Origin of the sequence: Bradyrhizobium paxllaeri, assembly GCF_001693515.2 — a bacterium.
Taxonomy (GTDB): Bacteria; Pseudomonadota; Alphaproteobacteria; order Rhizobiales; family Xanthobacteraceae; genus Bradyrhizobium; species Bradyrhizobium paxllaeri.
In genome coordinates, this window is sequence record NZ_CP042968.1 from 2,710,377 (window position 1) to 2,722,566 (window position 12,190).

At 64.0% G+C, this 12,190-nt stretch carries 14 protein-coding genes; 12 read left to right on the forward strand and 2 right to left on the reverse strand.

The window, feature by feature from the left end; all coding sequences use genetic code 11:
* The first annotated feature begins 7 nt into the window (after nucleotides 1–7).
* From phnL to LMTR21_RS12715, 4 genes are read left to right on the forward strand one after another with little or no spacing between them, the layout of a single operon-like run.
* Nucleotides 8–706, forward strand: coding sequence for a phosphonate C-P lyase system protein PhnL (gene phnL, locus LMTR21_RS12700; RefSeq protein WP_065749916.1), 699 nt, complete (start codon nucleotides 8–10; stop codon nucleotides 704–706).
* Between the two features lie 13 nt (nucleotides 707–719).
* Complete coding sequence (locus LMTR21_RS12705) at nucleotides 720–1,874, forward strand: alpha-D-ribose 1-methylphosphonate 5-triphosphate diphosphatase (RefSeq protein ID WP_065749917.1); 1,155 nt, start codon at nucleotides 720–722, stop codon at nucleotides 1,872–1,874.
* Complete coding sequence (phnN, locus tag LMTR21_RS12710) at nucleotides 1,871–2,470, forward strand: phosphonate metabolism protein/1,5-bisphosphokinase (PRPP-forming) PhnN (protein WP_065749918.1); 600 nt, start codon at nucleotides 1,871–1,873, stop codon at nucleotides 2,468–2,470. Before LMTR21_RS12705 ends, phnN begins: the two co-directional genes overlap by 4 nt.
* 13 nt (nucleotides 2,471–2,483) lie before the next feature.
* Nucleotides 2,484–3,095, forward strand: coding sequence for a pyridoxamine 5'-phosphate oxidase family protein (locus LMTR21_RS12715; RefSeq protein WP_065749919.1), 612 nt, complete (start codon nucleotides 2,484–2,486; stop codon nucleotides 3,093–3,095).
* Nucleotides 3,096–3,112: 17 nt separating this feature from the next.
* On the opposite strand, the gene LMTR21_RS12720 is transcribed toward LMTR21_RS12715, so the two are convergent.
* On the reverse strand, nucleotides 3,113–4,000 hold the full coding sequence (locus LMTR21_RS12720; RefSeq protein WP_065749920.1) for a LysR family transcriptional regulator: 888 nt from the start codon (nucleotides 3,998–4,000) through the stop codon (nucleotides 3,113–3,115).
* A 105-nt stretch (nucleotides 4,001–4,105) separates the two neighbouring features.
* On the opposite strand from LMTR21_RS12720, the gene LMTR21_RS12725 reads away from it, so the two are divergent.
* From LMTR21_RS12725 to LMTR21_RS12750, 6 genes are read left to right on the forward strand one after another with little or no spacing between them, the layout of a single operon-like run.
* Nucleotides 4,106–5,536 (forward strand): amidase, encoded by a 1,431-nt coding sequence (locus LMTR21_RS12725; RefSeq protein ID WP_065749921.1) that lies wholly within the window; start codon nucleotides 4,106–4,108, stop codon nucleotides 5,534–5,536.
* A 53-nt stretch (nucleotides 5,537–5,589) separates the two neighbouring features.
* Complete coding sequence (locus tag LMTR21_RS12730) at nucleotides 5,590–6,540, forward strand: ABC transporter permease (RefSeq protein WP_065749922.1); 951 nt, start codon at nucleotides 5,590–5,592, stop codon at nucleotides 6,538–6,540.
* Nucleotides 6,537–7,433 (forward strand): ABC transporter permease, encoded by an 897-nt coding sequence (locus tag LMTR21_RS12735; RefSeq protein WP_065749923.1) that lies wholly within the window; start codon nucleotides 6,537–6,539, stop codon nucleotides 7,431–7,433. The genes LMTR21_RS12730 and LMTR21_RS12735 overlap by 4 nt, the downstream gene beginning before the upstream one ends.
* A 2-nt stretch (nucleotides 7,434–7,435) precedes the next feature.
* Nucleotides 7,436–8,449, forward strand: coding sequence for an ABC transporter ATP-binding protein (locus tag LMTR21_RS12740; protein ID WP_065749924.1), 1,014 nt, complete (start codon nucleotides 7,436–7,438; stop codon nucleotides 8,447–8,449).
* A gap of 2 nt (nucleotides 8,450–8,451) precedes the next feature.
* Complete coding sequence (locus LMTR21_RS12745) at nucleotides 8,452–9,474, forward strand: ABC transporter ATP-binding protein (protein WP_065750345.1); 1,023 nt, start codon at nucleotides 8,452–8,454, stop codon at nucleotides 9,472–9,474.
* A gap of 53 nt (nucleotides 9,475–9,527) precedes the next feature.
* Nucleotides 9,528–11,024 (forward strand): ABC transporter substrate-binding protein, encoded by a 1,497-nt coding sequence (locus tag LMTR21_RS12750; protein ID WP_065749925.1) that lies wholly within the window; start codon nucleotides 9,528–9,530, stop codon nucleotides 11,022–11,024.
* 33 nt (nucleotides 11,025–11,057) lie between these two features.
* Here LMTR21_RS12750 and LMTR21_RS12755 read toward each other — a convergent pair whose 3' ends face one another.
* A complete protein-coding gene (locus tag LMTR21_RS12755) occupies nucleotides 11,058–11,318 on the reverse strand; it encodes a hypothetical protein (protein ID WP_065749926.1) in 261 nt (86 codons plus the stop codon).
* Nucleotides 11,319–11,451: 133 nt separating this feature from the next.
* On the opposite strand from LMTR21_RS12755, the gene LMTR21_RS12760 reads away from it, so the two are divergent.
* Both LMTR21_RS12760 and pqqA read left to right on the forward strand, forming a co-directional pair.
* On the forward strand, nucleotides 11,452–11,787 hold the full coding sequence (locus LMTR21_RS12760; RefSeq protein ID WP_065749927.1) for a hypothetical protein: 336 nt from the start codon (nucleotides 11,452–11,454) through the stop codon (nucleotides 11,785–11,787).
* Nucleotides 11,788–12,062: 275 nt separating this feature from the next.
* Complete coding sequence (pqqA, locus tag LMTR21_RS12765; protein WP_072824652.1) at nucleotides 12,063–12,143, forward strand: pyrroloquinoline quinone precursor peptide PqqA; 81 nt, start codon at nucleotides 12,063–12,065, stop codon at nucleotides 12,141–12,143.
* Nucleotides 12,144–12,190: the final 47 nt, after the last annotated feature.

A 12,190-nucleotide genomic window follows, 5' to 3' on the forward strand; every position in this document is an offset into this window, starting at 1 on the left:
GCGCGCAATGACAGCGATGATCGACATCAGCAACGCCGAAAAGACCTTCACCATGCATCTGCAGGGCGGCGTCGAACTGCCCGTGGTGCGCGGCGTCTCGTTCCACGTCGAGCCGGGCGAATGCATGGTGCTGTCGGGGCCTTCAGGCGCCGGCAAATCCTCGATCCTGAAAATGATCTTTGGCAACTATCGCTGCGACGGCGGCCGGATCGGCATCCGGCACCAAGGTACGGTGATCGATCTCGCCACGGCCGAGCCGCGGCAGGTGCTCAGCGTGCGCCGTTCGACCATCGGATATGTCAGCCAGTTCCTGCGCGCGGTGCCGCGGGTCGCCACGATCGACGTGGTAGCCGAGCCCCTGATTGCGAACGGAACGGCACGCGCGGGAGCTCGCGACAAGGCCGGTGCACTGCTGCGCCGTCTCAACATCCCCGAGCGGCTGTGGGCGCTGCCGCCGTCGACATTCTCCGGCGGCGAGCAGCAGCGGGTCAACATCGCGCGCGGGTTCATTTCGGACCTGCCGATCCTGCTGCTCGATGAACCCACCGCATCGCTCGATGCGGCCAATCGCGCCGTCGTCGTTGAATTGATTGAAGAGAAGAAACGACAAGGTGTCGCGATGGTGGCGATCGTCCATGGCGATGAAATCCGCCATCTGATCGCCGACCGGATCGTTGACGTGACGTCATTTGCCGCCGCGGCATGAAGGAAGAAGTGAGATGACTTCGAAGCACGAAACCATCCTCGGCAACGCCCGCATCGTGTTGGCCGACCGCGTGGTCGAGCACGGCTGGGTCGCTCTCGCCGACGGCCGCATCGCCGAATTCGGTGAAGGCAATGCGCCGGCCGGCAGCGAGGACGCCGGCGGCGACCTGATCATGCCCGGCCTGATCGAGCTGCACACCGACCACCTCGAAATGCACTATGTGCCGCGGCCGAAAGTATTCTGGGATCCGATCGCGGCGGTAGTCTCCTACGACGGGCAGTTGGCCACCTCCGGCATCACTACCGTTCTGGACTCGCTGCGGGTCTGGCGCGAGGACGGCGCCGAAGAGGTTGACGGCAGGGCAGGCGTGCTCGCGGAGGCGATTACGTCGGCACGCGAGGCAAATCTGCTTCGTGCCGATCACTTCCTGCATCTGCGCTGCGAAATCCCGATGCCGAGCGTCGTCGAGGAAGCCAGGGAACTGGTCGGCCGGCCGGACGTGCGGCTGATGTCGCTGATGGATCACACGCCGGGGCAGCGCCAGTTCCGCGACGAGGTCAAGCTGCGCGACTATTATCGCGGCAAGGGCGGCGGCAAGACCGACGCCGAGCTCGATGCGCTGTTCGAGAAGCGTTTCGCCTATCAGAAGGCCTATGCCGCGACCAACATGCGCGAGATCGTGGCGCTTGCGCATCAACATGAAATTCCGCTGGCCAGCCATGACGACACCACCGAGGAGAACGTCGCCGACGCGATCAATGATCGGGTTTCGGTGGCGGAGTTTCCGACCACGATGGAGGCGGCGCGCGGGCTGCATCAGGCGGGCATCGGCATCCTGATGGGGGCGCCGAACGTGGTGCGCGGCGGTTCGCATTCCGGCAACATCGCCGCCGTCGATCTCGCCCGCGAGGGACTGTTGGATATCCTGTCGTCCGACTACATCCCGTCGAGCCTGTTGATGGCCGCACTGCAATTGCCGAAGCACGTGCCCGCGATCGATCTGGCCTCCGCTATTCGTACGGTGACGAAAACGCCGGCCGAAGCCGTTGGTCTTGCGGACCGTGGCGAGATCGCGCCCGGCAAGCGCGCCGATCTGATCCGGGTCCATGTCGCTCGCGACATTCCGGTGGTGCGGAGCGTCTGGCGGGAAGGGCGGCGGGTCGCATGACGGAGACGCTGACGCCTATAACGACAGATCAGGCCGTTGCGATCGGGCCGGGCCGGCTGGTGCTCGTGGTCGGCCCAAGCGGCGCGGGCAAGGATACCCTGCTCGGCCTTGCCAAGGCAGCCTGTGCCGATGATCGCAATGTCGTGTTCCCCCGCCGCGTGATTACGCGTGAAGCCTCAGTATCGGAGGACAACGAAGAAGTCAGCGTCGGCACGTTTCAGGAGGCAATGGCGCGCGGCGAATATGCCATGCATTGGGAGGCCCACGGCCACTGCTATGCCCTGTCGCGCGCGATCGACGACGAAATCCGTGCCGGACGAACGATCGTTGCCAACGTATCGCGCACCGTGATCGGCGCCATGCGCCGCGCCTATGCGAATGTGGCGGTGGTTTCGATCACGGCGCCGCCGGACGTTCTGGCCGAACGGATTGCGATGCGCCGGCGAAGCAGCGACGGCAAGCTCGAGGCCCGCCTGGGTCGCACGGTGGAGGATGAAGCGGCCGCGCCCGATGTCACCATCGTCAACACCGGCGGTGCCGAATATCATGCCCGCCAACTTGTTCGCGCCATCAAGGGCGAGAAATGGGACAACTGAGAGGAAAGCAGAAATGACCGTTGTCGCGACCATCGAGCAACTCGAGGCCATCTACGGCTTTCCTGGCGATGCCTCGACGGTCAAGGTCGCCGACCGTGTCACGCCGGCCTATCGCGCCTTGATGGACAAATCGCCATTCGCAGCGCTGGCGACCAGCGGGCCGGAGGGGCTGGATTGCTCGCCGCGCGGGGACTTGCCGGGCTTCGTTCGCATTCATGACGAGAAGACGCTGATGATGCCGGACCGCCGCGGCAACAACCGTTGCGATTCCTTGCGCAACATCGTGCGCGATCCCCGGGTGGCGCTTCTGTTTCTGATCCCTGGCTCCGGCAGCACGCTACGCATCAATGGTCGCGCGCATGTCTCAGCCGATCCGGATCTGCTCGCCTCGTTCAAGATGGAGGGCAAGGCGCCGCGCACCGTCATCGTCATGGCGGTGGAGGAGGTTTATTTCCAGTGCGCCCGCGCCATCGTGCGCTCCGATCTCTGGAATCCCGACAAGCGCGTTGATCCGAAGAGCCTTCCCACACCCGGCCAGATCTTGGCCGAGATGAGCGACAACTCCATCGGCGGCGAGAAATACGACCGCGAATGGCCGGAGCGCGCGCGGCAGACCATGTGGTGATCGACTCCTGACGCCGATCAGGCCTGGCGGATCACCTTTTCCGCGCATTTGAGAAAATTCCGCACCAGCGGATTGAGAGAATCCCTGCGCCAGCACACCGCGACGTCCATGGCGTCGTCGGCGTCGAGGAACGGCCTGAACACGACGCCGGTCGGGCATCCGAGCTGGGCGCAGGCGGGAAGGATCGCCATGCCTTCGCCGGCCAGCACGAGGCTGAGCGCCGAGTGCACCGTCTCGACCCGGTTTGCGACGGGCATGCTGACCTGATGCCGCCGCAGGAGCGATGCCACGACAGATGTTGCGGGATCTTCGGCCGGCCAGGGCAGGCTGATCAGTGGACGCCCCTGTAGTCTCTTCACCGGCACTGCCGTGGCGCGCGCCAGCGACGAGCTGGCAGGCAATGCAAGCATCAATCGCTGCGTTCCGATGGTGGAGGCCTCGATCTCGTTGTGGCGAATCGCAGGCATGCACAGTGCGACTGTCACGCTGTGGTCCAGCAGCCGCGCCTCACGTGTCGAGGCGCTTAGTTCGATGAACTCCAGGTCGACTTTCGGAAGCGACCTTCGCAGTTCCGGAATGAGCTTCGGCAATACGGCGTGGGCAAGCGCGAACATGTAACCGACCGACAATCTTCCGCGGCGCCCCGCCGCCACCGCGCGGGCTGCCTCGAAGCCCTCAGCCGTCAGGGCCAGCGCTTCACGCGCCCGCGACAGCAAGGCGCGGCCGGCCGCCGTCGGCTCCATTCCCCGCGCGCCCCGGCGAAACAGCGGCGTTCCCACTTCCGATTCCAGTTTGCGGATCTGCACCGATAGCGGCGGCTGCGCCATGCGCAAACGCACGGCCGCCCGGCCGACGCTGCGTTCTTCGGCTACGGCAACGAAATAGCGGAGACGCCGGAGGTCCATTTTTGCTATACCGAAATCGTATGGGTCAGTTGTGCGATGGTATTGGACGGAAAGTCAATCCGAATGTCATCTTTACGTCATTCGACCCTTGAGGACTTTGGCGCGATGAGTGACGAACTGTGCTTCCTGTCCGCGACTGACCTGCGCGCGCGGATCGCGGCCAGGGATCTTTCACCGGTCGAGATTACGCGTGCCGTGCTGGCGCGCGCCGAGCAGCTACAGCCTGAATTGAACTGCTTCATCACGCTGTGCGGCGATGAGGCCATGGCCGACGCGCGCAAGGCGGAGCGCAAAGTCATGGCCGGGGAGCCGCTGGGCCTTCTTCACGGCATTCCCTACACCGCGAAAGATCTCGTCAACACCAAGGGCGTGCGAACGACCTTCGGCGCGGTGCCCTACAAGGACAACATTCCTGACCATGATGCGGTCGCGGTGGCGCGAATGCGGGCAGAAGGTGCCATCCTCATAGGCAAGACCACGACGCCGGAGTTCGGCACCAAGTGCCTGACGGACTCGCCGCTGTTCGGCCGCACGCGCAATGCCTGGAGTGGCGCGCGCTCGAGCGGTGGTTCAAGCGGGGGCGCGGCGGTTGCTGTTGCCAGCGGCATCGCGCCTCTTGCGATTGCGACAGACGGCGGCGGCTCGACGCGGATTCCGGCAGCCTGCAACGGCGTTGTCGGGCTGAAGCAAAGCAACGGCGTTATTCCCCACAGCCAGGTACAGGACGCGTTCGGCAACCAGACCTATGTGACGCCGACGACGCGCACCGTCGCGGACACCGCCTTGATGATGCAGGCGATGTCGGGAGAGGACGCGTCCGATCCCTGGTCGATCGGATTTCCGCAGTGGAATTTTGTCGAGGGAGCGGCGCCAAACGGCGATCTGCGCGGGCGCAAGATTGCGTTCTGCCTCGCGCCGCTCGGCCGGCCGGTTGCGGCCGCTGTCGCCGCGGCTTTCAAGGTCGCGTTGGCGAGGCTCGAGGCGCTCGGGGCTGAGGTGGAGGAAATGCCCGGGGAGGGGTTTGAAGTGGAGCCGATCTGGCGTGCCATCAATCACACCGCCTGGCGCGCGCGATTCGAGAAGCTCGCGGCCGATCATGGCGAGGTGCTGAGCGAGACCTTCATGAAGCAACTGGCGCTGGCCACGAAGGTCAGCGGTGTTGACTATCAGCGGGCGATGTTTGACCGTACGGCGCTGTTCCGGCGGATCCAGACCGTGATGCAACGGGCCGACATACTCGCGATGCCGACCATCACCCGCACCGCGCTTCCGATCGACCAGGATCTGTTCGGCACGATCGAAATCGACAGGCGGGTATTCAGCGACGTGCGGCCGAGCTGGTTTCCCTGGACCATGCCGTTCAACATGACCGGGCATCCCGCCGTCAGTCTGCCCTGTGGCTTCGATGCGGACGGCTTGCCGATCGGCATTCAGTTGGTTGGACAATTCCGTGGAGACATCGAATTGCTGCGCGTCAGCGCGCTGTTCGAGGCTTCGCAGGATCTGCTCGGCCGGTGGCCGAGCCTGGCAGGATAAGTGACAATGCGGCCACTACCACCACATTTGGCCGCTAACAGGGGAATAGGGGCTTGAGCGTCTTCATTTTCCGCCGCTTTCTGACGCTGATCGCGACGCTGCTCGGCGCGTCGCTGATTATCTTTCTTGTTCTGGATGCCTTGCCCGGCAACGCCGCGCAAATGCTCATGGGCGCGGATGCCTCGCCCGATGCGGTACGGGCGCTCACGATCAAGCTCGGGCTGGATCAACCGCTCTACTATCGATACGTCCACTGGGTCATGGGGTTGCTGACGGGCGATCTCGGCAACAGCTATGTCTATGGCACGCCTGTTGCAGGATTGATTGCGGAGCGCCTCACGCTCACCATTCCACTGGCGATCATGTCCATGTCCATGACGGTCGTGCTGGCGCTTTCTGCCGGCATCTATACGGCGGCCAATCACAACAAGCTCGGCGATGTCGGCGTGATGTCGCTGACGCAGTTCGGGATCGCGCTTCCCAATTTCTGGTTCGCCATCCTGCTCATCCTGTTGTTCTCGGTGAAGCTGCAATGGCTTTCGGCCGGCGGATTTGCGGGGTGGAACGAAAGCATACTGGCCGGGATCAAGTCGCTGTTGCTGCCCGCGATCTCGCTATCGGTGGTGCAGGCGGCGATCCTGGCGCGGGTCACACGTTCCGCCGTGCTCGAGGTGCTGCGCGAGGATTTCGTGCGCACCGCGCGCGCCAAGGGCTTGAGCAAGCGCGACGTCTTGTGGCGGCATGTGCTGCGCAATGCGATGATCCCTGTCATGACCATCATGGGTCTTCAGTTCGCCAATCTGCTGGCGGGCACGATCGTGATCGAGAACGTGTTCTATCTGCCGGGTCTCGGCCGGCTGATCTTCCAGTCGATCGCCAATCGCGACCTGATCGTGGTGCGCAACTGCGTGATGCTGCTGGCGGGAGTGGTCGTCATCGTCAACTTCGTGGTCGATGTGCTCTATGCCTTCATCGATCCGCGCATCAAGGTGCACAACCTATGAGTACGCCGATGAGCGCTTCGGTTGAAGTTGGGGCCGCCACCGCGCGGCCGCAAGTCTCGACCGGCTTCTGGCGCCGCGCGCTGCGCCATCGCAGCTTTGTCATCGGCGGCACGCTCAGCCTGATGGTGCTTGGTGCTGCCCTGCTGTCGCTGGTGTGGACGCCGTGGTCGGCCTATGAAATCGACGTGGCCTCCAAGCTGCGCCCACCATCGGCTGCGCACTGGCTCGGCACCGATGTGCTCGGCCGCGATATCGTCTCTTTACTGCTGGTCGGTGCCCGTTCCACCATCATGGTCGGCATCATCGCCGTCGGGATCGGCATCACCTTCGGGGTGACCCTTGGACTGATTGCCGCCGCACGAAAGGGATGGACCGAAGAGCTCATCATGCGCATGAGCGATTTCACCTTCGCATTTCCCGCCGTGCTCTCGGCCATCATACTGGCGGCCGTCGCAGGCCCGGGCATGGTGACCTCGATCACCGCCATCGGCATCTTCCAGATTCCAACGCTGGTGCGGGTGACCCGTGGATCGGCCAATGCGATCTGGGCGCGGGAGTTCGTGCTGGCCGCGCGCGCCTCCGGCAAGGGCGGTTTCCGCATCACCATCGAGCACGTCCTGCCGAACGTTCTGCCGATCCTGATCGTGCAGGCGACGATCCAGTTCGCGCTCGCGATCCTGGCCGAGGCGGCGCTGTCCTATCTCGGGCTCGGCACGCAGCCGCCGCAACCATCCTGGGGACGCATGCTGAACGACGCGCAGACGCTGCTATTCCAGTCGCCGATGCTCGCGGTCTATCCGGGCGCTGCGATCGCGGTTGCCGTGCTCGGCCTCAATCTTCTCGGCGACGGGTTGCGCGATCTGCTCGATCCCCGGCTGGCGCGGGAGCGCTGATCATGAGCGTATCAGCAAATACACCCCTGATCGAGGTTAGGGATCTCGGTGTCGGGCTCAATACCAGCCGTGGGCCTGCGCAGGCTGTTCGCGGCGTCAGTTTCTCGCTGAAACGCGGCGAGACCTTGGGACTCGTCGGCGAGTCCGGATGCGGCAAATCCGTCACCGCGCTTGCGCTGATGGGCCTCTTGCCCGACAGCGCCGTCATCAGCGGCAGCATCCGCCTCGATGGCAGCGAGCTGGTCGGCCTGTCGGATGCGGATTACTGCAAGCTGCGCGGCAATCGGATCAGCATGATCTTCCAGGAGCCGATGACCGCGCTCAATCCGATGCACACGATCGGGCGTCAGGTGGCCGAACCATTGCGGCGCCACACCAATTGCTCGGCGGCAGAGGCGCGCAAGGAGGCTATCGCCTTGCTCGATCGCGTCGGACTTCCCGATGCGGCGAAGCGCGTCGATGCCTATCCGCACCAGTTCTCCGGCGGCCAACGGCAGCGCGTCACCATTGCTATGGCGCTGGCCTGCCAACCGGACGTGCTGATCGCCGATGAGCCGACCACGGCGCTCGACGTCACCATCCAGGGGCAGATCCTCGACCTGATCGCGGACCTCGTTGCCGAGCGCGGCATGTCGATGATCCTGATCTCGCACGATCTCGGTGTGATCGCCGAGAACGTGCAGCGCATGATGGTGATGTATGGCGGCACCGTCGTCGAAAGCGGTGTGACGAATGCCGTATTCACGCGGATGGGGCATCCCTATACGCAGGGTTTGTTCCGCGCGCGTCCGCGCCTTGGCGCGCGCAAGGGCACCCGGCTGAAGACGATCGCCGGCACGGTTCCCGAACTTGCCGATCTGCCCTCGGGGTGCACCTTTGCCGATCGTTGTACCATCGTCGAGGATCGCTGTCGTACGGCGCTGCCGGCCGTGGTTGATGTCAGCGCCGGCCACGGCGTGCGCTGCGTCAGGACGGATGTTTCAATGGCCGAGACGGTCGGAGCGGTGGGTGCATGACCATGCTGGAGCAGACGCCGTCACCCGCCGAACTGCCGCTGCTCGATGTCAAGGATCTGGTGCAGCGCTACACGCTGCCGCGTGAAAGCATGTTCAAGCCGGCCGGGCAGGTGCATGCGCTCAACGGCGTCACCGCGCAGGTGGTGGCCGGCCGGAGTCTCGGCGTGGTCGGCGAATCCGGATCGGGCAAGTCGACCTTTGCGCGGCTGGTGATGGCACTCGAGCAGCCTTCGTCGGGATCGGTGTCGCTGATGGGCCGGGACCTCAACCGGATGCCGGCTGACGAATTGCGCCGCGCCCGCCGCGATTTCCAGATGGTGTTTCAGGATCCCTATGGCTCGCTGGATCCGCGGCAGACCATCGCGCGCATCGTTGCGGAGCCTTTGACCGCGCTCGGACGCATGGACCGCGCCACGCTGCGCGAGCGTGTTGCCGGCGTGCTGCGGCAGGTAGGGCTGCGCGACGCGGACATGGACAAGTTTCCGCATGAATTCTCCGGCGGCCAGCGGCAGCGCATCGCGATTGCGCGTGCGCTGATCACGCAGCCGAAACTGATTGTTGCTGACGAGCCCGTCAGCGCACTCGACGTCTCCGTGCAGGCGCAGGTGCTCAATCTGCTGCAAGACCTGCAGGATCAGTTTGGCCTGAGCTACATCCTGATCAGCCACGATCTGGCGGTAGTCGATTATCTCTGCGATGAGATCGCGGTGATGTATCTCGGCCGGATCGTCGAGCAGGGGAGCCCAGAGGATCTGTTCGCGCATTGCGCGCACCCATATACGCGGGTGTTGCTCGAGGCCGTGCCGCGCGCAAATGCGGGCGGAGTACGTCGCCGTCGCGGCGCGCAATCGATCGCGTCCCAGTCGATCGGCGCGACAGGATGCGCCTATGCGTCGCGCTGTCCGCTCGCCGATCAGCATTGCCGTGACACCGCGCCGGCGCTACGCAGCGTCGGCACGGCGCACCTTGCCGCCTGCCACCACGCCGAGGCCGTGATGACTTTGCCGCCGGCGGCGGGGGGTTAGCCTTTTGAGCGAGACTGCACTAGGTTGTCTGAATAGGTCCGGGGGGAGCAGATATGCTGAAAAAACTGACCATTTTCGCGGTGGCCGCAGCGTTCGCCGCAATGCCGCTGCCGAGTCTGGCGCAAAGCAAGAAGGACAGCGTCGTCATGGCGATGACGCTGGAGCCGCCGGGGCTCGATCCCACCAACGCAGCGGCTGCGGCGATCGCCGAGGTCACGCTCTATAACCTCTATGAGACGCTGACCAAGATCAATGAGGACGGCTCGGTATCGCCGCTGCTCGCCGAGAGCTGGCAGGCATCGGCCGACCTGAAGACCTATACGTTCAAGCTCCGCAAGGGTGTCAAATTCCACAATGGCGAGCCGTTCGATTCCGCGGCGGTGAAGTTCTCCTACGACCGCAACGCGGCGCCGACCTCTACCAACAAGGACAAGAGCCTGTATCAGGCTTTTGAGTCGGTCACCGCACCCGATGCGGAAACGATCGTCGTCGTTGTGAAATATTCCGAACCGAACCTGCCGTTCCTGCTGGGGCAGGCGGGCGGCTCGATCGTCGAGCCGAAGAGCGCACCGACCAATGCGACGCAGCCGGTCGGCACCGGACCCTATACGCTCGGCGCCTGGGCCAAGGGGTCGTCGATCACCTTGAACAAATGGCCCGGCTATCGCAACGCCGCCGCAATCAAGCTTTCCAAGGTCACCATCCGCTTCATCCCCGATCCCGCCGCGCAGGTGGCCGCGCTGCTGTCAGGGGACGTCGACGCTATTCCGCGCGCCCCGGTTCAGCGCAGCGTGGCGCAGTTCAAGGCCGACCCTCGCTTCAATGTGCTGATCGGCGGCTCCAGGGCCAAGACTATTGTCGGCATCAACGAACGGCGGAAGCCGCTCGACGATGTGCGGGTTCGTCGCGCCATCCTCGCCGCCATCGATCGCAAGGCGATGATCGACGGCGCCGTCGACGGTTTCGGGACGCCGATCGGCAGCTTCTATACGCCGGGATCGCTGGGCTATGTCGACACGACAGGCATCAATCCCTACGACCCCGAAAAGGCCAAGAAGCTGCTGGCGGAAGCCGGCGTGAAGACGCCGCTTGAGCTCAGCCTCAAGCTGCCGCCGCCGCCTTACGCGCGGCAGGGCGGCGAAGTCCTCGCGGCCCAGCTCGCCAAGGTCGGCATCATCGCCAAGATCGAGAACGTCGAATGGGCGCAGTGGCTGTCGCAGGTGTTTGCCGGCAACGGTCCGCACAATTTCGATCTCACCATCGTCTCGCATGTCGAGCCGTTCGATCTCGTGAAGATTACCGAGCCCGACTACTATCTCGGCTACAACAACGAAGCCTTCAACGCGCTCTACAATCAGATCAGGGCAACACCGGCCGAGGCCGAGCGCGCCAAGCTGCTCGGCGACGCGCAGCGCATGCTGGCGACCGACGCGGTTGCGGGTTTCCTGTTCCAGCCGCAATGGATCACCGTTGCGAACAAGAAGCTGAAGGGCGTGTGGAAGGAAGTCCCGCAGTTCGAGAACGACTTCTCCGCCTGGTCCTGGGAATAGCCGCGGCGGGTATGACGCGACCGTCGTGGCCGATCATCCCGACGGAGAGTGCAGGCAATTGCCTGGCCGCGGCTTGCTGCCGCGCTTGTCGGCCGGCACGTTGCAATTGTCGATCCGCTGCTCGTCCATCCACTTTTTTCCCATGCGCTCTTTTCCGGTCAGCGACCCAATAGCGGGCTGATCCGAGCCGGCATTCGGTGCGGTTTGGTCAGGCTTGCTGTCCTGCGCCAACGCCCCTGATGCGAGGAAGAGTACGAGAAGAAAACTGACCAGCCGTGGGTGAATCGGTTCCATCGGATATCCTCATCGAGACTGGAAACATCAGATTAAACCTGCCGATATTCGCGTCGCCACCCGGAACCTGCAGACAATGGGTCGGTTGCCTCTCATCAACATCGTGCACGCTTCACGATAAGAGGAGAGACAGATGAAAATGAAACATCTCATTCTTGCCGGTTGCTCCGTGCTGGTCTTGAGCACCGGCGCAGCGCTGGCAGGCCCCTGTGATACGGGCCGCGCCGCCAACCTGAAGGACGCGGGCTCCGGTCCTGCCCAGACGGGCGACAGCCAGACGACAGGTATGGCCGCCAACACCGGTCAACATCCACCGACCGGTACGATGAATCGATCGGCCGGAGACGTTGCTGCATCGTCGCAGGATACGCAGCGCCAGATGCAAGGCGAACCGACGGCTGCACAGCAGGCCGAAGGCGCCAAGGGTGACAAGAAGGCTGACAAGCAAGCCGCAGACAAGGATTGCTGAGGCGCTGAGCTGACGCGGTGACAGACGTCGCCGCTTCAATGGGTTCTTCGCCCGGCGGCAGATATGCGAACGGGCGTACTGACCGATGCGGCGCTGCGTCGATCCGCCGCCTGCCTTGTCCAAGAGCGAAGTAGCCTTGTCCAAGAGCGAAATGTTCGGCGTCCGGCGTGTGCGGATTCATCGACGTTCGCTCTTCCGAGCTTGCGCTGCGTTCAAGGGCAACCTAGTTTCGATGACGGCACGAGGTCGTGCCAACACTGCTTGGGAGGACCCTGATGAGTTGGAAGACTCCGAAGATTGTGGAAGTGCCGGTGGGCATGGAAATCAACATGTACGCCTGCGCGGCGCGTAAATAAAAACGCGTCGAAACGGTCTGCCCGGCTCCGGCAACACCTGTTGCTGT

Coding starts and splice junctions, on each gene's coding strand:
- LMTR21_RS12725 (WP_065749921.1), top strand. CDS start 4,106: ATGAGTGACGAACTGTGCTTCCTGTCCGCGACTGACCTGCGCGCGCGG.
- LMTR21_RS12720 (WP_065749920.1), bottom strand. CDS start 4,000: ATGGACCTCCGGCGTCTCCGCTATTTCGTTGCCGTAGCCGAAGAACGC.
- LMTR21_RS12715 (WP_065749919.1), top strand. CDS start 2,484: ATGACCGTTGTCGCGACCATCGAGCAACTCGAGGCCATCTACGGCTTT.
- LMTR21_RS12755 (WP_065749926.1), bottom strand. CDS start 11,318: ATGGAACCGATTCACCCACGGCTGGTCAGTTTTCTTCTCGTACTCTTC.
- LMTR21_RS12750 (WP_065749925.1), top strand. CDS start 9,528: ATGCTGAAAAAACTGACCATTTTCGCGGTGGCCGCAGCGTTCGCCGCA.
- LMTR21_RS12760 (WP_065749927.1), top strand. CDS start 11,452: ATGAAAATGAAACATCTCATTCTTGCCGGTTGCTCCGTGCTGGTCTTG.
- LMTR21_RS12740 (WP_065749924.1), top strand. CDS start 7,436: ATGAGCGTATCAGCAAATACACCCCTGATCGAGGTTAGGGATCTCGGT.
- LMTR21_RS12735 (WP_065749923.1), top strand. CDS start 6,537: ATGAGTACGCCGATGAGCGCTTCGGTTGAAGTTGGGGCCGCCACCGCG.
- LMTR21_RS12705 (WP_065749917.1), top strand. CDS start 720: ATGACTTCGAAGCACGAAACCATCCTCGGCAACGCCCGCATCGTGTTG.
- LMTR21_RS12745 (WP_065750345.1), top strand. CDS start 8,452: ATGCTGGAGCAGACGCCGTCACCCGCCGAACTGCCGCTGCTCGATGTC.
- phnN (WP_065749918.1), top strand. CDS start 1,871: ATGACGGAGACGCTGACGCCTATAACGACAGATCAGGCCGTTGCGATC.
- pqqA (WP_072824652.1), top strand. CDS start 12,063: ATGAGTTGGAAGACTCCGAAGATTGTGGAAGTGCCGGTGGGCATGGAA.
- phnL (WP_065749916.1), top strand. CDS start 8: ATGACAGCGATGATCGACATCAGCAACGCCGAAAAGACCTTCACCATG.